Source organism: Sulfitobacter sp. HNIBRBA3233 (genome assembly GCF_040149665.1).
Taxonomy (GTDB): Bacteria; Pseudomonadota; Alphaproteobacteria; order Rhodobacterales; family Rhodobacteraceae; genus Sulfitobacter; species Sulfitobacter marinivivus.
Map to the genome: position 1 here is coordinate 1,767,222 of NZ_JBEFLP010000001.1, position 21,831 is coordinate 1,789,052.

Annotated in this window: 16 protein-coding genes and 2 pseudogenes; 7 read left to right on the plus strand and 11 right to left on the minus strand. The window is 62.9% G+C overall.

Annotated elements, in window-relative coordinates; genetic code table 11:
- Positions 1 to 28 precede the first annotated feature (28 nt).
- The 5 genes from ABMC89_RS08570 to ABMC89_RS08590 all read right to left on the minus strand — a co-directional run bounded on the left by ABMC89_RS08570 (position 29) and on the right by ABMC89_RS08590 (position 4,699).
- Positions 29 to 139: a DUF2474 family protein gene (locus ABMC89_RS08570; protein WP_349567206.1), complete on the minus strand. Its 111-nt coding sequence runs from the start codon at positions 137 to 139 to the stop codon at positions 29 to 31.
- Positions 139 to 1,146, minus strand: coding sequence for a cytochrome d ubiquinol oxidase subunit II (gene cydB, locus ABMC89_RS08575; protein ID WP_349568573.1), 1,008 nt, complete (start codon positions 1,144 to 1,146; stop codon positions 139 to 141). The genes ABMC89_RS08570 and cydB overlap by 1 nt, the downstream gene beginning before the upstream one ends.
- Positions 1,146 to 2,561: a cytochrome ubiquinol oxidase subunit I gene (locus ABMC89_RS08580; protein WP_349567208.1), complete on the minus strand. Its 1,416-nt coding sequence runs from the start codon at positions 2,559 to 2,561 to the stop codon at positions 1,146 to 1,148. Before ABMC89_RS08580 ends, cydB begins: the two co-directional genes overlap by 1 nt.
- Before the next feature lie 126 nt (positions 2,562 to 2,687).
- Positions 2,688 to 4,031, minus strand: coding sequence for a sensor histidine kinase (locus ABMC89_RS08585; protein WP_349567210.1), 1,344 nt, complete (start codon positions 4,029 to 4,031; stop codon positions 2,688 to 2,690).
- Positions 4,028 to 4,699, minus strand: a complete 672-nt coding sequence (locus ABMC89_RS08590; protein WP_349567212.1) for a winged helix-turn-helix domain-containing protein — start codon at positions 4,697 to 4,699, stop codon at positions 4,028 to 4,030. The genes ABMC89_RS08585 and ABMC89_RS08590 overlap by 4 nt, the downstream gene beginning before the upstream one ends.
- Positions 4,700 to 4,839: 140 nt before the next feature.
- Between ABMC89_RS08590 and ABMC89_RS08595 the strand changes: the two genes are divergently transcribed.
- The 3 genes from ABMC89_RS08595 (at position 4,840) to fahA (ending at position 8,350) form a co-directional block, all read left to right on the plus strand.
- A complete protein-coding gene (locus tag ABMC89_RS08595) occupies positions 4,840 to 5,907 on the plus strand; it encodes a Do family serine endopeptidase (protein WP_349567214.1) in 1,068 nt (355 codons plus the stop codon).
- Positions 5,908 to 6,343: 436 nt separating this feature from the next.
- On the plus strand, positions 6,344 to 6,853 hold the full coding sequence (locus tag ABMC89_RS08600; RefSeq protein ID WP_349567216.1) for a copper chaperone PCu(A)C: 510 nt from the start codon (positions 6,344 to 6,346) through the stop codon (positions 6,851 to 6,853).
- Between the two features lie 243 nt (positions 6,854 to 7,096).
- On the plus strand, positions 7,097 to 8,350 hold the full coding sequence (fahA, locus tag ABMC89_RS08605) for a fumarylacetoacetase (protein WP_349567218.1): 1,254 nt from the start codon (positions 7,097 to 7,099) through the stop codon (positions 8,348 to 8,350).
- A 9-nt stretch (positions 8,351 to 8,359) separates the two neighbouring features.
- On the opposite strand, the gene ABMC89_RS08610 is transcribed toward fahA, so the two are convergent.
- The 3 genes from ABMC89_RS08610 to ABMC89_RS08620 form a co-directional block, all read right to left on the minus strand.
- Positions 8,360 to 11,560 carry a 2Fe-2S iron-sulfur cluster-binding protein gene (locus ABMC89_RS08610; protein WP_349567220.1) on the minus strand — a complete coding sequence of 1,067 codons (3,201 nt, stop codon included), beginning with the start codon at positions 11,558 to 11,560 and terminating at the stop codon, positions 8,360 to 8,362.
- A 121-nt stretch (positions 11,561 to 11,681) separates the two neighbouring features.
- A complete protein-coding gene (locus ABMC89_RS08615) occupies positions 11,682 to 12,110 on the minus strand; it encodes a MarR family winged helix-turn-helix transcriptional regulator (protein WP_349568575.1) in 429 nt (142 codons plus the stop codon).
- A 215-nt stretch (positions 12,111 to 12,325) separates the two neighbouring features.
- A complete protein-coding gene (locus tag ABMC89_RS08620) occupies positions 12,326 to 12,811 on the minus strand; it encodes a flavodoxin family protein (protein ID WP_349567222.1) in 486 nt (161 codons plus the stop codon).
- Positions 12,812 to 12,993: 182 nt separating this feature from the next.
- Between ABMC89_RS08620 and ABMC89_RS08625 the strand changes: the two genes are divergently transcribed.
- Entirely contained in the window at positions 12,994 to 13,410 is a 417-nt protein-coding gene (locus ABMC89_RS08625) for a VOC family protein (protein WP_349567224.1), read from the plus strand.
- 144 nt (positions 13,411 to 13,554) lie between these two features.
- On the opposite strand, the pseudogene ABMC89_RS08630 reads toward ABMC89_RS08625, so the two are convergent.
- A pseudogene (locus ABMC89_RS08630) lies at positions 13,555 to 13,675 on the minus strand (IS6 family transposase); the annotation flags it as partial.
- A gap of 221 nt (positions 13,676 to 13,896) precedes the next feature.
- Between ABMC89_RS08630 and ABMC89_RS08635 the strand changes: the two are divergent.
- The 3 genes from ABMC89_RS08635 to ABMC89_RS08645 all read left to right on the plus strand — a co-directional run bounded on the left by ABMC89_RS08635 (position 13,897) and on the right by ABMC89_RS08645 (position 17,548).
- Positions 13,897 to 15,516 (plus strand): acyl-CoA dehydrogenase family protein, encoded by a 1,620-nt coding sequence (locus tag ABMC89_RS08635; protein ID WP_349567226.1) that lies wholly within the window; start codon positions 13,897 to 13,899, stop codon positions 15,514 to 15,516.
- 404 nt (positions 15,517 to 15,920) lie between these two features.
- Positions 15,921 to 16,076, plus strand: coding sequence for a hypothetical protein (locus ABMC89_RS08640; protein WP_349567228.1), 156 nt, complete (start codon positions 15,921 to 15,923; stop codon positions 16,074 to 16,076).
- Complete coding sequence (locus ABMC89_RS08645) at positions 16,073 to 17,548, plus strand: sodium:solute symporter family protein (protein ID WP_349567230.1); 1,476 nt, start codon at positions 16,073 to 16,075, stop codon at positions 17,546 to 17,548. Before ABMC89_RS08640 ends, ABMC89_RS08645 begins: the two co-directional genes overlap by 4 nt.
- Before the next feature lie 40 nt (positions 17,549 to 17,588).
- Here the strand turns inward: ABMC89_RS08645 and ABMC89_RS08650 are convergent.
- Both ABMC89_RS08650 and putA read right to left on the minus strand, forming a co-directional pair.
- Positions 17,589 to 18,080, minus strand: a pseudogene (locus ABMC89_RS08650) (IS6 family transposase); the annotation flags it as partial.
- 64 nt (positions 18,081 to 18,144) lie between these two features.
- Entirely contained in the window at positions 18,145 to 21,813 is a 3,669-nt protein-coding gene (gene putA, locus ABMC89_RS08655) for a bifunctional proline dehydrogenase/L-glutamate gamma-semialdehyde dehydrogenase PutA (RefSeq protein ID WP_349567232.1), read from the minus strand.
- Between the last annotated feature and the right edge of the window lie 18 nt (positions 21,814 to 21,831).

Here is a 21,831-nt window from a genome sequence, read left to right on the forward strand (position 1 = left end):
CGCGCCCCCCGAAGAAGACAAGCCCGCCTCAGGGCACGATGGCAAGCCTGATCGCATAGGCCACAGCACCCAGTACGGCGACGCTCGCAACCCAGAGGAAGACGAACCACGCAATCCTCTTTCCCCACGGTTTGGCCATCAGTGATACCCCTCTTCGGGATCGACCTTGCCGCGGAAAACCCAGTAGGCGTAGCCGGTATAGATCAGGATCATCGGGACCAGCACCAGCGTGCCGACAAGCGCGAAGATCAGGCTTTCGTCCGGTGCCGCCGCGTCCACGATGGTCAGGCTGGGCGGGACGATATGCGGATAGAAGCTGATGCCGATTCCGATGAACCCCAGCACGAACAGCGCCTGCGCACAAAGAAAAGGCCGCACCTCCTGCCGCTTTTGCAGACCGAAAAACAAGCCGGCCACGGCGACGGCAACCAGAACTGGCACAACCGCGCTGAAGGCCGCTGTCGGCCACGCGAACCAGCGCGAAAAGTAGACGGAGTCCAGAAACGGCGTCCACAGGCTGACCAGCCCCATGCAGATCACCGTGCCGATTGCCGCAGGCCACGCAAGGCTGCGCATGTGACTCTGGATCCGGCCCTCCAGCTTCATGTTGAGCCATGTCGCGCCGAGCATCGCGTAGCCGATGGTGACAGCCACCCCGCACAGGATGGAAAACGGCGTGAGCCAATCCCACCAACCGCCCGCGTAGGCGCGGTTCTCGATCTCGATCCCCTGCACAAGCGCGCCCAGCGCGATCCCCTGACAGAAGGCCGCCGTCAGCGATCCGCCGAAGAAGCCCAGATCCCAAAGCGGTTTCCAGCGTTCGGTCCGCCAGCGGTACTCGAAGGCGACGCCGCGGAACACCAACCCCAAGAGCATCAGGATGATCGGCATGTAGAGCGCGGGCATCACAACCGAATAGGCCAGCGGAAAGACAGCGAACAGCCCGCCGCCCCCCAGCACCAGCCAGGTTTCGTTTCCGTCCCAGACCGGCGAGACCGAGTTCATCATCACGCTGCGCTCTTCCTCGTCATCGGTCAGCGGAAACAGCAGCCCGATGCCCAGATCGAACCCGTCAAGGACGACGTAGACCAGCACAGCGAAGGCGATGATCCCCGCCCAGATGAATGAAAGCTCAAGACCAAACATCACGCTGTCCCCCCTTCGCGTTTCATCGACTGCGCGATGGGCGTGGTGCCCGAAGACCGGATCGGCCCTTCCTTGCGGAACGGTTTGCTGCTGACTTCCTTCACCGGCTTGTTCATCATCCGCAGCAGGTAATAGGTACCGGCGCCGAAAACGAAGAAATAGACGACGATGAACGCGGTCAGCGATGCCGCCACCGCCGGTGCCGCAATGGGCGCGAGGCTGTCAGAGGTCCGCATGAGGCCGTAAACCGTGAACGGTTGCCGCCCGACTTCGGTCGTGACCCAGCCCGCCAACACCGCCACGAAACCCATCGGTCCCATCGCAAGCGCCGCGCGGTGCAGCAGCGGCGCAGTATAGAGCCGGCCGCGCAGGCGCTGCACGAGCGCCCACAGCCCCAGCCCCAGCATCGCAAAGCCGAGCGAGATCATGATCCGGAAAGACCAGAAGACGATGGCGACGGACGGCTCGTCCTCGTCGGGGATCGTATCCAGTCCGGCCAGCGGCGCGTTCAGATCGTGCTTGAGGATCAGCGAGCTGAGCTTGGGGATCTCCAGCGCGTAATCAATCCGCTTTTCATCCGGGTTCGGGACGCCGAACAGGATCAGCGGTGCGCCCTCGGGGTGGCTGTCGTAATGCCCCTCCATCGCCATCACTTTTGCCGGCTGGTGTTCAAGCGTGTTGAGCCCGTGGAAATCGCCCGCCACGATCTGCAGCGGTGTCACCACCACCAGCATCCACATCGCCATCGAGAACATCTTGCGGCTGGCCATGTCGTAGCGGTCGCGCAGCAGATGAAGCGCACCGACAGCCCCCACGACCAAGGCGGTCGTCAGGTATGCGGCCAGCACCATATGCACCAGACGGTAGGGGAAGGAGGGGTTGAAGACGATGGCCCACCAGTCTTCGGGAACGAATTGCCCCACATCATTGACGCCGTATCCCGCGGGCGTGTGCATCCAGCTGTTGACCGACAGGATCCACGTCGCCGACAGCAATGTGCCGAAGGCCACAACAGCGGTCGCGACCATGTGCAGGCCGTTGCCCACACGCTCGCGCCCGAAAAGCATGATGCCCAGAAATCCGGCCTCGAGGAAGAAAGCCGACAGCACCTCATAGGCCATGAGCGGGCCGATGACCGGCCCCGCGCGGTCAGAAAAGACGGACCAGTTCGTACCGAACTGATAGGACATCACGATGCCCGACACGACGCCCATGGCAAAGGCGACCGCGAAGATCTTTTTCCAGTATTCGAACAGAACCTTGTAGGTTTCGTTGCCGGTTTTCAGCCAGAGCGCGTTCAGCACCGCAAGATAGCTTGCCAGGCCGATGGAAAAGGCCGGAAAGATGATGTGAAAGGAGACGGTGAAGGCGAATTGAAACCGCGCCAGCACCTCTGCCGAGAAACCGTCAAGCATCATGAAGGTCCTTTCTGATGTTCTGCCAACCATCTAGGTAAAGCATCGCCAATGGCAAAGAAGGCGGTTTGCCGCATCAAAGGATTAGCAGAAAACAACGCCCGCAGGTCAGAAATCTGCCACCGGTCAGGAACTGGGGAACTCGATCTCCACGCGAAGGCCCGGTTTCGCATCCGTCAGGGACAGCGTTGCCCGGTGCAATCTGGCCACCCCTTCCACGAGGCTGAGCCCGAGCCCGTTGCCGGGCGTATGGCGGCTGCGGTCCAGCCGGTAGAGACGCTGCAACACCGCCGCGCGCTCGGATTCGGGCACGCCCGGCCCGTCATCCTCTACGATCAGGCGGACGTTGCCGGTCGCGCCCCGCGCCAAGATAACGGCGATCCGGCTGCCTTCGGGCGTATGGCGCAGCGCGTTCTCGATCAGGTTCGCCAGCATCTGGCCCAGCAGATTGCGCTCGCCCGTCACGGCCAGCGCGTCCTCAGGCAGGGTGCACAGCAGCGTCCGGTTTCCGGCAACGGCTGTGGGTTCGTAAACCTCGACCATGGTGCGGCAAAGCGCTGCGAGATCGACCGGCCGAAAGGCACTGCGCAGGCTGCTGTTTTCGACCTGCGCCAGTTGCAGCAGCGCGTGGAATGTCGCGGCGATACCCTCGACTTCTGCGCGCGTCTGCGCCACCAGATCGGCGGCGGGGGTGTCCGGTTCCACCTTCTCGGCCAGCGCTTCCAGCTGGACGGACACCCGTTGCACCGGCGTTTTCAGATCGTGGGCGATATCCGATGACACCTGCCGGAGCGCGGTGACCGACCGTTCCTGCGCCTGCGCCATGCCGTTGATCGCGGTGCCGATGCGGACGAAATCGTCGGCCCAGCGCGGCCCCGGTTCAACCCGGGTGGCCAGATCGCCGCCGGTGAGTTTCTCGAGGGCACCCCGGATCACCTCGACGTGGCGGTTGGATCGCCGTGCGAGGAACACGCCGCCCCAAAGCGCGATCAACGCGGTGGGCAACAGGCTGACCAGCAGGATATTGACGAACACGGGGCGCAGCGCCTCGATTTCCGCGCGGCTGCGGGCGATGGTCAACTGACCGCCGAAGAGGTTTGTGCTCAGCGCCAGATACTCGCCCTCGAGCGCCGTGCCACCGTCCTCCAGCGACAGGATGTGAAACCCTTCGTCGTCGCGCGCGACCGCCCCGTTGCCGTAAACCTGCCCGGCGGGCGACAGGTAGCTCAGCACCAGACGGTCGGGATCGGTTTCGCGGGATTCTGCCTGCACCAATATGGCGACGGCGCGCGCCGAAGGTGCGGCGCGGAAACCGGCCAGGTCCTGCGCCAGATCATCGCGGATCGCCTGCTCAAACGCTGCACGGCTGACGGCATAGCTTGCGGCGAGGCTCAGAAGGCTCACGGTGGTGAAAAGCACCACCAGCGCCAGCGCCAGCCGCAGGGGGGTCGACCGCCACAGGCGCCTCATCCGTCGATCCTGTAGCCTGCGCCGCGTACCGTCTTGATGATATCGCTGTCGAACGGTTTATCGACCTTGGCGCGCAGACGGCTGATGTGGGTTTCGACCACGTTGGTCATGGGATCGAAGGACAGATCCCACACCCCTTCCAGAAGCATGGTGCGCGTCTGCACCCGCCCCTTGCGCCGCAGCAGAAACTCCAGCAGCGCGAATTCGCGCGGCAGCAGATCTATTTCCTGCCCTGCGCGCGTTACCTTGCGGGTCAGCAGATCGACCGTCAGATCCCCCGCCACAAGCGTGGTTTCCAGATCGGATGTCTGCGGCCGCCGCCCCAGCGCCGCCACGCGCGCCGATAACTCGCCAAAGGCGAAGGGTTTGACCAGATAGTCGTCCGCCCCCGCGTTCAGCCCCGCGATGCGGTCTTCGACCGATCCCATGGCTGTGAGGAACAGCACGGGCGTGGTGTTGCCTGCCCCGCGCACGGTCTTCAGCAGCGTCAGCCCGTCGACGCCCGGCAACATACGGTCCACGATCATCACGTCGTAGGTGCCGGACGCCGCTTCGACCAGCCCGTCGCGCCCGTTATCGAGCAAATCGACAACGTGGCCCTCTTCGCGCAGGCCGCGCGCGATATAGCCGCCGGTGGTCACATCGTCTTCGATCACGAGTATCTTCATAGTGTTTCCATATAGCGCGTCGGCCTTCGTCCTGCACCTGCGTGTGAAATTACAGTTTTGTATAGCGCGGGTGGGTGTCCGCGTAATGCTGGGCGCGCATCTGATGTGTCATCGAAACGAAGAATTCAAAGGAGTTCCAGATGACATCTGTGCTTTCCAAATCCGCCTCTCTCGCGCTTGTTGCTTCCGTTGCCCTGCCCGGGATCGCGCTGGCGGTTCCCCCTGGTGGCTACGGCGATCTGGTCGAAGAAGTCGCCCCCGCCGTCGTCTTCATCGAGGTGACCGCGGCCCAGCCAACCGGTGGCCAGCTTCCACCGAACATGCCCGAGGCCCTGCGCCGCCAGTTCGGTGACCGGCTGCCCGAGGCCCGTCCGCAGCAGGGGCTGGGATCGGGTTTCATCATCTCGCAGGACGGCGAGATCGTGACCAACCATCACGTGGTCGCCGGCGCGCAGACAGTCAGCGTGACCCTGACCGATGGCCGCACCTACGACGCCGAGGTTATCGGGTCGGACCCCGCGACCGATATTGCCGTGCTCAAGATCACCTCGGACGCGAAGCTGCCTTTCGTGACCTTCGGCTCCTCCGAGGAAATGCGCGTGGGCGACGAAGTCGTGGCGGTGGGCAATCCCTTCGGCCTCAGCTCGACCGTGACGTCGGGCATCATCTCGGCCAAATCGCGCAACATCAACGCGGGCCCCTACGACGAGTTCATCCAGACCGATGCCGCGATCAACCGTGGCAATTCGGGCGGGCCGCTGTTCAACAATGAAGGTGAGGTTATCGGCGTGAACAGCGCGATCATTTCGCCCGGCGGCGGCTCTGTCGGCATCGGTTTCGCCGTGCCATCCGATCTGGTGGTCGACGTGGTCGAGGATCTGGGTGACGACGGCAGGGTAACACGCGGCTGGCTGGGTGTTCAGATCCGCCCGATGAGCGAAGAGGTCGCCGAAGTTCTCGGGTATGACAACCCGCGCGGTGCCGTGGTCGAGGCCGTTACCGAGGACAGCCCCGCCGCGAGGGCAGGCTTGAAAACCGGTGACATCATCCTCACCTATGCTGGGAAGGAAGTGCAGGAACTGCGCGACCTGACCCGTGCCGTCGCCCTGACGGAGCCCGATGACAGCGCACAGATCGTGCTGCTGCGCAAAGGACGCGAAGAAACGCTGGACGTGACCATCGGCACGCTGCCCGATCAAGACGCCTGATTGCCCGGAACGATCCCCGGACGATCCACGATAGTCCGGTATCCCCGCCATAGGGGTGCCGGATCGGCCCTTCGGCTTACCTCGAAGGACCGCCGCCCCGCGCGCATCCCCCCGCGCCGGGGCGGCACTTTTCCGGCCCCGGCGGCAGGGTGCCGCAGGGTTTCGGACTGGTACAGGCGGCGTGTGACGCATAGAGGTGCGGCATGACCGCCCTACACATTTCCCCCACTTACACCGCGTTGACGCCTGCGGTTTTTGCGGTGCGTGCGACGCTGCCTGTCGGGCATCGCGCCAGCGCTGCGCCGATCACGCCCGCCTTGGCGGATGTCATTGTACCGGGCGACCCGCACGGCGCGGGCATCGCCACAGGGCCGAAGGCCGCATCATCCAGAAGATACCAGCGTTCACATCGGGGCGCACAAAAACGGATATGACCATGAAAACCATCCTCTCGATCGCCACGGCGGCGCTTCTTTCCGCGACAGCACTTTTGGCGCAGGAATACAGGGCCGGCGATATTTCCGTCGATCACCCGCGCAGTTTTGAAAAACCCGCTTCGGGGGCCGTCGGCGTCGGATATCTGACACTGACCAACACCGGCAGCACCGATGACGCGCTGATCGGGTTGCGCGGCGAAAGCCTGGAGCGCGTCGAGATCCACAAATCCGAAACCGACGACATGGGCGTTGCCCGCATGGCCCGGCAGGAACGGATCGACATCCCCGCAGGAGAAACCGTGATCCTGCAACCCGGAGGCCTGCACATCATGTTCATGGGCCTGTCGGGGCAGGAATGGGCAGAGGGCGACAGGTTCGAGGCCACGCTTGAGTTCGAGCGCGCGGGCCCGCTGGCGGTGGCGTTCAACGTGGAAAAACGCGGATCACAGGGCCACGGCGGGACCGCCCATTCCACCCATGGCGCTATGGGCGGCACCGCGCAGGACTGAGCGTCGCCTTTGGTGCCACCGGCACAATGGCGCGCGCGCATTGCCCGCGTCAGTGGCGCAACGGGCTGCAGCCCACCCGTCCGGAGCAATCCGAATTGTCCTGTTCCCGGCGTGCCCCCGGCCTAGTATCTTCCCCAACGACCAGTAACCCGGATCCCGGCGACCGCCATACGGCCTACGCCGATCCGCGAACCGGAACACCCGCGCAGAGGCGCGACCGCCCTGCCCCGAAAGGATACCGCGATGACATTGATGACCTCTTGGGTGGAAAGCGCGAATGACGCCGCCTGCCCGTTTCCGCTCAATAACCTGCCCTACGGCGTGTTCTCGACCAACAGCCTCGAGCCGCGCTGCGGTGTGGCCATCGGCGACATGATCCTCGATATGGCCGCCGTGGAAGAGGCACGGCTGATCGAACTGGCCGATGACCCCGTGTTCGATGTGCCCTACTGGAACGACGTGATGGAGTTGGGCCCGGAGGCTTGGGAAATCCTGCGCCTGCGCCTGATGGGTCTTTTGCACATCGACTCCACCGAGCAGGCCGCCGTTGCGCCGCATCTGGTCCCGATGGCTGAGGCACGGATGGAAATGCCGCTGGTGGTGGCGGAATATACAGATTTCTACGCGGGCAAACACCACGCGAGCAATGTCGGCACCATGTTTCGCGGTGCCGAAAACGCGCTGCCGCCAAACTGGCTGCACATGCCCATCGGTTACAACGGGCGCGCGTCCTCCGTCGTGGTATCGGGCACCGACATCATCCGGCCCAACGGCCAGACCAAGGCGCCGGATGCCAATGCGCCCGTCTTCGGCCCCAGCAAACGGCTCGATATCGAACTTGAAATGGGGGCGATTGTCGGCAGCGCTTCGGAACTGGGCCATCCGGTGACGGTCGCACAGGCCGACGAGATGATCTTTGGCTACGTTTTGTTGAACGACTGGTCGGCGCGCGACATTCAGGCTTGGGAATACCAGCCGCTCGGGCCTTTTCAGGCCAAGGCATTTGCCACGTCGATCAGCCCGTGGATCGTGACACGGGCGGCGCTGGAGCCGTTCCGCACATCCACGCCCGCCCGCGAGCGCGATCTGCTGCCCTATCTGCAAGAGCCGCGCCCGATGCTTTACGATATCGCGCTGTCGGTCACGTTGCGCCCGGAGGGCGGCGAGGAGACGACCATCTGCGAAACCAACTACAGCGAGATGTATTACTCCTCCGCGCAGCAACTGGCCCATCACGCGAGTTCGGGCTGCGCCATGACACCGGGCGATCTGCTGGGGTCGGGCACCATTTCGGGTGCGGGCAAGCACCAGCGCGGTTGCCTGCTGGAACTGACCTGGGGCGGAGAGGATCCCATCGACATCGGCGGCGGACAGACCCGCAGCTTTATCGAGGACGGCGATACCCTGACCCTGCACGGCGCGGCGAAGGGTGACGGCTATACCGTCGGTTTCGGCACCTGCACCAGCACCATCAAACCGGCGGTCAAATTCCCGTAAAGGGCCGCGCTAAAGATCGATCTCGACCGTGCCGCCCGCTGTGGCGGCGCGGCTCTGGCACAGGATGATCTCCTGCGCGCGCTGCGCTTTGGACAGCACGAAGTCGCGGTGATCCACCTCGCCCGAGATCACACCGCAGCGGCACACCCCGCAAATCCCGTCGGCGCATTTGAGATCGACGTGATAGCCGTTCTCGACCAGCACATCGGCGGCACTGCGGTCCGCTGGCACGGTAAATTCCCTGCCGGAGCGGGCGAGCTTGAGTGTAAAGGGCGCGCTTGGCGTCTCGGCCCTTTCCGGAACCGCGAAATACTCCAGATGCACGGCCTCTTCGGGCAGGTCCGCGGCCTTTGCCGTCTCGACAACGGCCTGCATGAAGGGTTCAGCACCGCAGGTGTAGACATGGGCACCCTTCGGCAGGTCCGACACGATCCGCGAGATATACGCGCGGCTGCCCTCGTCGCTGATGTGCAGCGTGACGCGATCCGCCCATGGCAACTGCGCCAGATCGTCCAGATAGGCCATGCGCGACCGGCTTCGTCCCGAATAGTGCAAAGCAAAACGCCTTCCGCTGGCGTGGAGCTGGTGCGCCATCGCGATCATCGGCGTCACACCGATCCCCCCGCCCATCAGCAACGAGAACGGCGCGTCGTGCAGCGGGAAGTGGTTGATGGGCCGAGAAACGAACACCCTGCGTCCTTCGGCAAAGATGCGGTGCAGCAGTTTCGATCCGCCGCGCCCGTGATCCTCGCGCAGCACGCCGATTTCGTAGCAGGATCTGTCGGCAGGATCGCCCGACATGGAGTATTGCCGCAGGTAATCCGGCGCCACCACGATATCGAGGTGCGCGCCCGCCTCCCACGCTGGCAGATCCCCCCCGTCGGGGCGGCGAAAGCGGAACCTTGTGATTTCGGGCGTCATCCTGACCGCCTGCGCGATCTCAAGTTCCAGAACGGGGCTCTCGCCGGGCACGGTATAGACATGCTGGGGCGCCGCGCCCCGCGCCGCGCGGGCGCGATATTCATCGGCGGTGATCATCGCCTGATAGGCCTCGATCCCGCGCTCGCGGTCCATCGGATGCGGATAGGGCCACGGCGGCGGCGCCAGAGGGGCGGGATAGACGGCCAGCGTCTGGTCGGCGTAGCGCAATTTCAACCCGCGCTGAAGGGACCGCGCATTCACGGGGGCATCAGCGGCGCGGTATCCGCCGTCTTCCTTCACCTCGATGTCCCACCACCATTTCTTGACCGGGTTGATCCCGCCGCGCCCCGCCGCGTCGTCAATCCGCGCCAGCGCGGGCGCAAGCTGCGGCACGTTCATCGCGGCCCAGCGGAACGGGGCCTCCTTGAACACGCCCTCAAGGTTCCAGGGACAGGTTTTCATGCACCGTCCGCACATCGCGCCCCCCGGTGTGCCCAACCGGTATGTCGCGCATTTCTGGCTGTCGGATTTCCAGATCTCGTAGCCGTTGAACATCAGCTTCGGACCGGCGGTGATCGCGCCGGAGGGGCATTCGCGGGCGCATTTGTTGCACGATTCGCAAAACCGCTGGAGCCCGAAATCGATGGGGCGGTCATGCTCCATCGGCAGATCGGTCGTGACCACACCGGACTTCAGCCTCGGCCCCAGAAACGGGTTCAGAATGACCTCGCCGATGCGGCTGACCTCGCCCAGACCGCTGAGCAGCAGCAACGGCGGTTGCAGGACTTCACCGTCGGTGACCGTGTGCGCCTTCGCCCCGTATCCGAGCCGGCGCAGCTGCGCCGCCAGGACGCCGCCGATCAGCGAGAACCGCAGATAGGCACGCATGGACTGCGCGACCGAGATCCAGTCATCGCCCGACGCGCCCTCCATCGTTTCGAACCCCTGATCGATAATGATCGAGATGGCCTGATCGTGGGGCGGGTCGATGGGCGCGCCGCGCGCGTCGTGGCTGTACCATGTCCAGTCGGGGCACCGTGAAACGCCGACCGCATCCGCGCCCAGCCAATAGGCCGTCGCCTTGACCAGATCGGCAGCCTGTCGCGCCGTGAACTCGCGCCGCGTTGGCGCTGCCGCACCGTCCTGCAGAAGCGTGAACGCGCCCAGCGCCCGGCGCTGCGCCATCGCGGGGGCGGATCGCCGGATGTACTGCCCTCCGCGCGCGGTGTCCTGCACCTTCTTGCCCATGTCGCCGAACTGGGCGCGCGCGAACATATCCGCACGCTTTGGCACCCGCGCGACGTTCGGCTCGTCTATGTAGGTTGTCGGCGTATCGACACGTTTCAGCCGCTCGAACGGGTGAGCCCCGTCACGGAAGCGGCGTTTGGCGTAGGGCGTTGCCGTCGATGCGCGCTTGGCCGACCGCAGGCCGGTTTTCCACGCCAGCCCAAAGGCGCGGGCGGGCTGTTGCGCCATCGGGGCCAGCGGCAGGTCGGGTGCCATGGCAAAATCGGTCGTCACCACGGCAAGTCCGAACCGCGTCCCGATGTAGGGGTGTTTCAGCGTCCCATCTTCAAGCGTGACAAGCCCCGCCGCCGCCGCCATCCGACCTGCATCGACATCGCTGCACGACGCGGTATGCGCCCGCGCGCGGTATCCCAGCAAGCGCAGGTATCCCGCCAAGACAACCGCCGTTTCCGAGGCCAGCAGCGCCGCGCGGTGGGCCTGGGCGTCCATGATCCAGTCGCACCCCGCCTCCCCCACCGCCGGAGCGCGGGGGTTTTCGTACATCAGGACCAGCGCGTGGGTATGCGCGTCGATGGTGGTGGGCTCCGCGTCCAGCGCCTCCTTGAGATCGGCCATGATGCTGTCGATCCCCGACGCCAGCGTTTTGGTCTGGCGCGTCTTGAGGTCTTCGGACAGGCGGGCAAGATCGGGGTTGAGGTGAGGCCGCGCCAGCACAGCCGCACCGGGGATTTCACAGATCCCGACCCCGGCGGCGTCACAGAAATATCCGAACGCCTTGAGATGTTGCGCGCGGGTGAGCGGGTCGTCGGGCACTTCGGCCACGGCCCCGTTCACAAGGCCCTCGCGGATCGCATCCATCATCGCCTGATGGTCGCGCATCGCGTTGATGATCGAAGGCCCATCCTCCGCGCGCGCGAAGGTCAGCGCAGGCGAAACCGCGATGGCCTCCAGATCGGGCAGATCCTTCTGCCGCGCCAGCATTTCGCAGGGATAGGGGCCGGCGTGGACGGGCCGTCTGGCATCTGAAAATATGCGGCCCATGGGCGCCTCCATCATGCTGGAAAAAGACTTTGCACCGAAGCGACGCCGGGGGCCAGTGGCCGCGAGGGCCGCAAGCGCGCGCCGCGTCCCAACGAACCGGTTGCCCGGCCCGCACGCGCAATCAATTTTCCTCGGCGTCGATCCGGTTCATTTCGTCCTCTAGCAGGTCGAGCACCCGGATGAAGGTCTTTCGCTCCTCTTCAGACATGACCGACAGCAACCGGTCCTGACGGTCATAGATCAGGGGCCGAACCTTCTGAAACAAGGCACGTCCGCGTTCGCTGAAGTCGATGACCTGCCCGCGCATGTCATCGGTGTTGGGGACCGCTTCCAGCAGACCCCGCTCTGTCATGTCGCGGATTGTCCGGCTCAACTGGCCCTTGTCCAGGCCGGTCTCGCGCACGATCTCTGCCGGTGTCGTCTTGCCCAGCGCATCGAGCATGAACAAAACCCGCCACTGCATGACCGATAGCCGCTGATGATCGCGCAACAACTGCGCGATCTGGGCTGATAACCGCGCCTGTACCCGCGCGATCCTGAAGCCGAACATCGACCTCAAATTAACTCGTTTATGGTGCACCTGGTGTCCTGATTAAAAGAAATGAGTATCGTAAAGCCACAAAACAATATACTTGTGAATAAACGTAAATCCATGAAAAGGGGAACCTTTTCATCAATTCCTTGAAAATTACGCGAAAAGAGTGACCTTTCCGCACACCCCTCGGTTGCAGGACCGCGATTTAACCGAAACAGCCCCCCGGCGGGCTAGAATACACCCATCGCAAGGCCCGCACCCAGCGCGGTGCCGATCTCGCGGCAGCGGTCCAGATCCGCTTCGCCGATGGTCTTGGTCGCGAGAATTTCTTCCGGCGTTTGCGCCTTCGTGCAGACGATGAGCGGCGGCTGGACTTCGCGAAGCCGCCAGCCCTTCGCGATTCGCGCCGTCTGGCGGGCCGCGTTCTCTCCGTCCGATCCGGCGCAGACCAACTGGGCATAGGGGCGGCCCTCGATCCGTCCCAAAACGGGATAATAGCAGCGATCGAAGAACTCCTTCATCGCACCGGACAGCGCCGCAAGGTTTTCCGGCGCGCAAAAGAGATACCCATCCGCCGCCAGCACGTCTTCGGGTGACGTTTCGTCAGCGGTTTGCAGCAGCGTCGAAACCTCGCCCTCGGCGCCTTCTGCCGCCGCCTGCGCCATCTGGCGCGTGCCGTCGGTACGGGAATGATAGACAATCAACAGCCTGGTCATGCAGCAAGGGTGAGGCCCGGTTGCGCATTTGTCAAAGCGATCACGCCTCCTGCAAGCTGGCGACACGGTCGTCCTTTGCTTGGCACACCGAAACCGTCAGGTCGCTGGGGCGGATTGTATGCGGGGCCGCAGCTGTGCAGTATTTCACCCGCAAGGCCCCGCAGGAGAAAGGAACACGCTGCATGATCGCCTATGTCACGGTTGGCGCGGATGACATCGCGCGGGCGAAACGGTTCTACACGGCGTTTTTGCCTGCCCTTGGATATGACCTGAAAGAAGGGGCCGACGGTCTCAGCTTTGCGCTGCCTGTGCCCCAGGGCCAGTTGCCCATGCTGCCGGATTTCTACGTGAAGCCTACGTTCGATGGCCGCCCCTCTTCTGCCGGAAACGGCGTGATGATCGCGTTCCAAGCGCGCAGCCAAAGACAGGTGCGCGAGCTGCATGCCGCGGCGCTTGCGGCGGGAGGCACGGACGAAGGCCAGCCGGGGTTTCGTGCCCCCTACAGCGCGGATTTCTACGTGGGCTACCTGAGGGATCCCCAAGGCAACAAGATCGCCCTGTTCTCGAGCAATCCCGCTGACCCCGGCCGCGACGGCTGAAAAGACCGGCAGGTGCTGGCAGACCAATTCGAACCAGTCTCCACAAGGCCAGTGGCACTGCCCGTTTTGCCGTGCCGATACCGCGCCCCTTCCGAAAGAGCAGCGGCATGGTTGGGCTTGAAATTGTCTATTCTGTAGAGCGCACTCATGAAGAAGATACTTCAAATTGCGCAGCGACAGCCGAAAACCGCATGTACAGCATCACCGCCAGGCGGATTATCTTACGGCTCGTTTTGAAGCAGCGAAATGGATCAGGTTTGGTCATCCATTGATTGCTAAGAAGCCGCCCTGCCCGCCTGAAGCCAGTTTCGTCTGACAGTGCCTAGTTTTCTTCTGTAGCTGAGGACGTCATCGCGCGTCGACTTTCAATTGATGGATAGAAAACTCAAAACGTACTAGACTTCACCAAGAGCAAAGACGGGCGGCCCTGTGTCCGCGCCCCGACGATCCTTTCCAGATAGGCCCTTTCGCATCAATGAGGCTTCCATGACGCACCCTGCTCCGCAATCGGATCTTGGCACACACGAGGTCCATAACCAGCCCGAGAGCCGAGGTGACTGCGATCTCTGGGAGAGCGATCCTGCCTTGCGTTCGATCGCGCCACAGATGGGCGCGCAGCGTGATCCTCTCCAGAGGTATGCGAAAGCCCTTGGAACGGAAGAATTACGCCAGGCCGCACGCGATGCCAATCGGCACACACCTGAGCTTGAGCTGTTCGATCGTCAGGGTCGGCGGCTCGATGAGGTGCGCTATCACCCGGCCTACCACCAGTTTATGGAAGTCTCGGCGGCGGCGGGGTATTCGGCGGTGGCGTGGGAAGGCACGCCGGGCGGGCATGCGACCCATGCAGCGATGGTTTACCTCGCCAGTCAGGTGGAACCGGGGCATTGCTGCCCACTGACGATGACATACGCCGCCGTGCCAGTCATCGCTGCCGCCCAAGGCATCCCTTCGGACTGGCACCGCAAGATCCTGTCTCGGCAGTACGACCGCTCGGTCGGGCCGGTGTCCGGCAAACGCGGCGCAACCATCGGCATGGCCCTTACCGAAAAACAGGGCGGCTCGGATGTGATGGCAAACGCAACGCGCGCCGAGGCCGATGGTGCGGTGTGGCGGCTGACCGGACACAAATGGTTCTGTTCCGCACCGATGTCAGACGGGCTCTTGACACTCGCGCAGGGCCCCGAAGGCCTCACATGTTTCTTCGTGCCACGCTGGCTGGAGGGCACGCGCAATGGCATTCGCATCCAAAGGCTGAAGGACAAGCTGGGAAACCGCTCTAATGCCTCTGCCGAGATCGAATACGACCGTGCCCTTGCCTACCAGATCGGCGAAGGCGGGCGCGGGGTCCGGACGATTATCAAGATGATCCACCACACCCGGCTGGACACCGCCATGGCTCCGGCTGGGCTGATGCGTGCGGCCTTGGTCGAGGCTCATCACTGGGTGGCCCATCGAACCGCCTTCCAGAAAAAGCTTATCGATCAGCCTCTGATGCGCAGCCTCCTCGCCGATCTGACGCTGGACTGGGAAGGGTCTCTCGCCCTCGGGATGCGCGTGGCCCAAGCCTTTGACGGGGACGCCGAGGAAGATCGTGCTTTCGCCCGCACCGGGGTCGCTCTGGCGAAGTTCATAAACAACAAGCTTTGCCCAATGGTCGTCGGCGAGGCGATGGAGATCCTCGGCGGCATGGGGTACATAGAGGACACGCCGTTACCCATGCTCTACCGGGAGGCCCCGCTGAACGGGATCTGGGAGGGATCGGGCAATGTCATTTGCCTAGATGTGTTGCGCACCCTCGCAAAAGACCCGCGCGCGCGTGAGGCCTTGAACATGGAGCTGGACGCCGTCGCGGGGCAGGATCGGCAGTATGACGAGGCGCTTCAATCCTACCGAACACGTTGGCGCGGCCTCCCATCAGAAGAGGAAGCCCGCTGGTTCGTGGAAAGGACCGCGTATCTTTTGACCGCGTCAATCCTGATCCAGCATGCGCCGGAGCCAGTTGCAGCCGCCTTTGTCTCGACACGGCTTTCAGGCGAAAGAGGCCGTGTATCCGGATCGGTAAGCAAACAGGAAACGCGTGAGATATTGTCAAGGCTTGGGTGACCGAGGTCAATCCGGAAGGGTTTGAGCAAAAGTGGCTTGGCTCACGCGAGTTGTGAACACAGGTCCGTCACGATCGCCCTGAGCCGGCGCCCGTTGGATCGGGGACGACATCACGCGCGCGCCGAAGGCTGATTGATATCCGGTGCGGAGGCGATCGTCGCGAAGATCGCCGACAACTTGACGATGCACCTGCCGGACTTCTGCGCTGTAGCGTTTACTCAAACCTTTCAGGCGCGGAACGCACGGACGCTTGATGCGACAACAAACTGAAGACGCGAGGGTTCATCGTGCTTGTCTCGTGATGCGACAGGGGGTACCCAGTACTTGCTACACTGGGGGGAAAGACCATCGATCAGATCGGAAAAGAACGGCAACGGCGTGGCAAGGCCATTTGGCTTGCAGCCATGGCCATAACAGTGCTGGCAGGCATCGCCGTGCCTTATGGGGTGTTGACAGACAGCGCGATGACCATGGCCGTACCCCTGTTCTGGTTTCTTTTCGGTATCGTCGTCATCGTCCTGATCGTCATCGGCGTGGCGCGTTGGAGGGATGACGCATGATCGCGCCTGGCCTTATCTGGGTGGTCATTGCTGTTTTTGCGGCGTTCGGCTTTATCATCGCGGTGCGCGCGGCACGCGCGAATTCCGGGACGGCGAGCGATTACTATATCGGCGGACGCGACATCGGCGGCATGGTAGCCGGGCTTTCTTATGCCGCGACGACCTATTCCGCCTTCATGCTCGTCGTTTTGACAGGCCTCACCTACCGTGGCGGGATCGGCGCGCTTGGCTTTGAGCTGATCTATTTCGCGGGCCTGTCCCTGTTGGTGATCTTCGCACCGCGCTTTTGGCTTGTGGGCAAGCGTTGGGGGTTTATTTCGCCGGCCGAGATGATCGGTGCGCGCTATGGCAGCCGCGGCCTTGCCCGTGCGATGGCCATTGTCAGCATTGTGTTTCTTCTGCCCTATTGCACGACGCAGATGGCCGGAATTGGGCTGCTGCTATCGGGTGTGACGGGCGGAGAAATTAGCCTCTTTCAGGCGGTCGCGACGGGTGCGGCCCTTGCAATGTTCTGGGCCTTGCTCGCGGGTCTGCGCTCCGTAGCCTGGACCGATGCTGCGATGTCCGTTGTGATGTTGGTCTCAGGCCTGCTGGCCGTCGCCTTCGCAGTTGCGGCATTGGGCGGTCCGGCAGAATTCCTTGGCACCCTGCAAGCGGATCATGCCGAGTGGCTCACGGTTCCGGGGCCCGGTCTCTGGAGCCTTCCGACCTTTATCGCGCTGTCGCTTCCGTGGTTCTTCTTCACCCTTTCTAATCCGCAGGTCAGCCAGCGGTTGTTCATCCTGCGGGACTTCCAAGCCATGCGCCGGATGATCCTCTGGGTGCTGGGGTTCGGCTTTGTCTTCACGCTCGTTGCCGTGATCTGGGGGTTGGCCGCGCTGCAACTTGCGCCCGACATCGCTAACACATCGATGGCGACGCCTGCGCTTCTTTCCTCAGGGGTCATTCCAACTTGGGTTGTGCTGCTCTTGATCATTGGCATTCTGTCGGCAGCGATATCAACACTGGACTCCATCGCGTTGACAGTCGGGGCGATGATCGCGCGCGACGTTGTGCCGAGGGTGGAAGCCCAAAACGACGCGCGACAGATACTTTCCGGTCGCCTCGTCATCGTTGCGGTGGTTTTGTTCGCGAGCTATTTCGCGCTGGAAAAGGCCGCCATCGTGGATCAACTGGCAGCGCTTTCTGCGGCAGGGCTGATGGTCTCTGTGCCGCCGATCGTGGGGGCCTTCTTCTGGCGCAGCGGCACCGCGACAGGCGCCATGGCAGCCATCGTCGGCGGCGCGGCCGTGGCTGTTTGGCTAGCGATCTTCCAGGGGGTCAGCGTATTCAACCCAGTGCTGCCTTTCGCTGTCGGGGGAACGAGTGTGCTACTTTTCATCGCGGTCAGCATTTTCACCAAGCCTCGGGCAAATGCGCTGGATTTCCAGAGCGAGATCACCGACCAACTCACCTATCACCGTGCATGGTAATAGGTGCTGCCAGACGGGTTCGAACTCGTCTCTGGTAGGCCAGCAAACGACCGGTTTCCTGACAATCCGCCACCCCGATTTCCTTCAGCACGGCCCCATATGAACGCAGCTTGTCTGTGACGAATACGTGGGGACGGCCAGGCCGCTTCATCAATTTCCTGAGGAATTTCAATGCCACTTTCTTGTCGCGCTTTTTGGTCACGAAGCTTTCAAACACCGCGCCTTAGTGATCATCGGCCCGGCATAGATACTGTCGCTCGCCATTGATCTTCACGAACATCTCATCCAGATGCCAACGCCAGCGGTTCGATCGCAGCCCCTCAATCCGGCGCTTCCGGATCTCCGAGGCAGACATCGGGCCGAAACGGCGCCACCAAAACCGGACCGTTTCATGGCTGATTTCCACACCGCGCTCCTGCAACACATCCTCAACATTTCGTCGAGGCAGCGGGAACCGAATCTACAAAATCACCGCCAGGCGGACGATCTCAGGGCTGGTTTTGAAGCACTGCAGGGGAGCGCCTTTCGTCACTCGTGAAGGCTGCGCAAACGTCCTGCACACCTCAAGCAGGTTCCTCTGACGCCCCCCCGCCGTATCAGGATGTTGTTGCCAGCAGGCTTGCGTTGCCGCCCGCTGCCGTCGTGTCGATGCAAAGATGCCGCTCAAGGACGTAGCGCCACGGTGCGATACTTTCGGTCACAAGCGGCAAGATCGCCCCATCGCGCTCGGACAATGCGATGCGCAGGCTGCGTGTCCAGTCGGACGCCCCCGCGGCCGCCACCACAGAAAACCCCTCCAAATCGACCAGTGTTTCGGGATCGAGCATTCCATCGAGGGCCACGACCGGCGCACCTGCCGCGACCAAAGCATTGGCCATCGAGGCCGCAGCGCCCGGGACGACGATCACCGCACCGCACCCCGCACCGAGGGCCTGAATGGCCTGCGCCACCGCAATTTCTGGTGTCGGACCAAGGCACAGGACCGTCCCGCGCGGGAACATACGCAGGCGATTGCTCTCCCCCGTGGGGCCGGGCAAGGTCTGGGGCGTGGTATCAAAAGCCGCTGTTTCGGCCAGTGCCTTGCGCACCACGCCGGTCCGGCCCGTCAATGCCGCCCTGAGCACCGAGACACGGTCCGCCCGTGCGGCCCAATTGCGGGCATCGATCTTTTCGATCGCCGCGTCGATTGCGCTGCGGGGCATCACTGTGCCGTATGGTTCGACAGCGGGATCCGCTTTGCCAATGCGGCGGAACCGCGTGAGATAGTGCGGCCCCCCCGCCTTCGGTCCTGTGCCGGACAGGCCTTCACCACCAAACGGCTGGCTGCCGACGATCGCACCGATCTGGTTGCGGTTTACATAGGCGTTGCCGACCTGGATCCGCTCCACGATCTGCTCGACCCGGTCGTCGATCCGGGTGTGCAGCCCGAATGTCAGGCCGTAGCCGCGATCGTTGATCTCGTCGACGACCTTGTCGATATCCCGCGCCCGGAAGGTTGCGACATGCAGCACAGGGCCAAAAATCTCGCGCTCCATATCGGCGATGCCATTCACCTTTACCACGGCGGGAGTGGCATAGGTGCCGTGCGCAGGTACGTCGAGTTTCTTCAGCAGCGTGCCGGCTTTTTCATGCTCGGCCACATACTCCATGACCATCTTTTGCGCATCCGCGTCGATCACGGGCGATACGTCGACATCCGTTGACCACGGATCGCCCGTCACCAGCGCATCCATTGCACCGTAGAGCATTTCTGTCAGCCGTTCCTCGGCTTCTTTCTGCACATAGAGGATCCGCAGCGCCGAACAGCGCTGGCCCGCAGACTGGAAGGACGAGATCAGAATGTCGCGCACGGCCTGCTCGGTCAGGGCGGAGGAATCCACCATCATCGCGTTCAGACCGCCGGTTTCGGCGATCAGCACCGCGTCGGCACCGGCGTTCTTGGCCAAGGCCTTGTGGATGATCTGCGCCACCTCGGTGGAGCCTGTAAAGCAGACGCCGGCGATCCGCGGGTCGCTGGTCAGCGGGCCGCCGACCGTCGGGCCATCACCGGGCAGCAATTGCAGGACCGCCTCAGGCAGTCCCGCCTCGCGCATCAATTCGACAGCGCGTTGCGCGATGATCGGGGTCTGTTCGGCCGGTTTGGCGAGGACCACGTTGCCGACAGCCAAGGCCGCCGCGATTTGCCCCGAGAAAATTGCCAATGGGAAATTCCACGGGCTGATGCAGACAAAAATACCCAAAGCACTGCCCGGCTCCTCGTTCTCCAGACGCTCGGCTTCGTTCGCGTAGTAGCGCAAGAAATCGACCGCTTCGCGGACCTCGGCGATCCCGTCCAGCACGGTCTTGCCGGCCTCGCGGGTCGTGATCGAAGTAAGCTCCGCGATGTTCTCTTCGTAGAGGTCCGCGATCTTGCGCAGGATCGCCGCCCGCTCTTCCACCGGGGTCGCCGCCCAGTCCTCGAAGGCCGATTGCGCCGCGGTCAGGGCCGTCTCGACCTCGTCGGGAGTCGCATCGTAGATCTTGCCCACGACACGGTCAGGGTCTGCGGGCGACAGCGCATCGCGCGCCTCTCCCTGCGGTGCAGACAGGCCGGCCACCATCGGGCCACCGACCCATTGTTTGTCAGCGAACTCTTCGCGGGCCGCAAGCAGCGGTAGGATCGATGCAGGTTCGTTCACGCGGAAACCCTTGGAATTCCTGCGCTGGGGCATGAACATATCCCACGGCTGCGCAATCGTCGGGTTACCAACCTGAGCGCCCAAAGCCTTGACCTGATCGACCGGATCCTTGGAGATCGCCTCCGACGGGATGTCCGTATCCACGATCTGGTTCACGAAGGACGAGTTGGCCCCGTTCTCCAGCAGACGCCGGACGAGATACGCGAGCAAATCCCGGTGGGCCCCGACGGGCGCATAGATGCGGCAGCGCGTGCCCTCCGCCTTCATGACGATCTCGTGGAGTGATTCACCCATGCCATGCAAGCGCTGGAATTCGAAGCTGTTCTTGTCATTGCCGGCCATCGCGATCACGGCTGCGCAGGTATGGGCATTGTGCGTTGCGAACTGAGGATAAATCCGGTCGCGGCGGTCCATGAGCATTTGTGCACAGGCCATGTAGCTCAGGTCGGTATTGACCTTGCGGGTAAAGACAGGGAACCGCTCCACGCCCAATTCCTGTGCAATCTTGATCTCGGTGTCCCAATATGCACCTTTGACCAGACGCACCATGATCTTGCGATCATACCTTTCGGCCATGTCATAAAGGGTCTCGATCACGGGGGCGGCCCGGCGGCCGTAGGCTTGGACCACCACGCCGAAGCCCTCCCAGCCTGCAAGCTCGGGATCCGAGAGCAGCGCCTCGATCACATCGAGAGACAGGTCCAGGCGGTCCTGCTCCTCCGCGTCGATGTTGAAACCGATATTGGCTTGGGCCGCTTGCTTGGCCAGTTCCAACGCGCGGGGGACCAATTCACGCATGACTGTTTCTTTGTGCGTATATTCGTAGCGCGGATGCAGCGCGGACAGCTTGACAGAAATCCCCGGGCTCGAACGGACATCACCCTTGGCTGCTTTCTCAATCGACGCAATCGCATCGCTGTAGGCCTTCTGATAGCGCTTGGCATCATCGTCGGTCCGTGCCGCCTCGCCCAGCATGTCGTATGAATACGTGTAGCCCTCGGCCTCTTCGCTGCGCGCGTTCTTCATGCCTTCCGAAATGGTTTGGCCCAGAACGAACTGACGGCCGAGAATACGCATGGATTGCCCCACCGCTTTGCGTACAATCGGTTCGCCCATCCGCTTGACCAACCCGCGCAGGACGCGAGCAGGTCCTTTGGGATCGTCATCGAGAACGCGGCCCGTCAGCATGAGCGCCCAAGTGGATGCATTCACCAAAGACGAGGAAGACTGGCCCAAATGCGCGCCCCAATTCGACGGGGCAATCTTGTCTTCGATCAAGTCATCAATCGTCTCGGCATCTGGAACCCGCAGCAAAGCCTCGGCCAGACACATCAGCCCGACGCCTTCCTCTGTCGACAGACCGTATTCGGCAAGAAATGCCTCCATCATCGACGGCGATGTTTCCTTGCGGACACGGTCCACATAACGTGCACCCGCCTTGGCAACCTTGGCGCGGTCTGCATCGGACAGCTTGATCTGTTCCGACAGCAACGCGACGACCTCTGCTTCTTCGACTTTGTATCTCTCGCGTACAAGCGACCTATACTTATTTTCATTGATTATATCGGAATTCGTATGGCTATTCATTCTGGATTCCCTATCGGC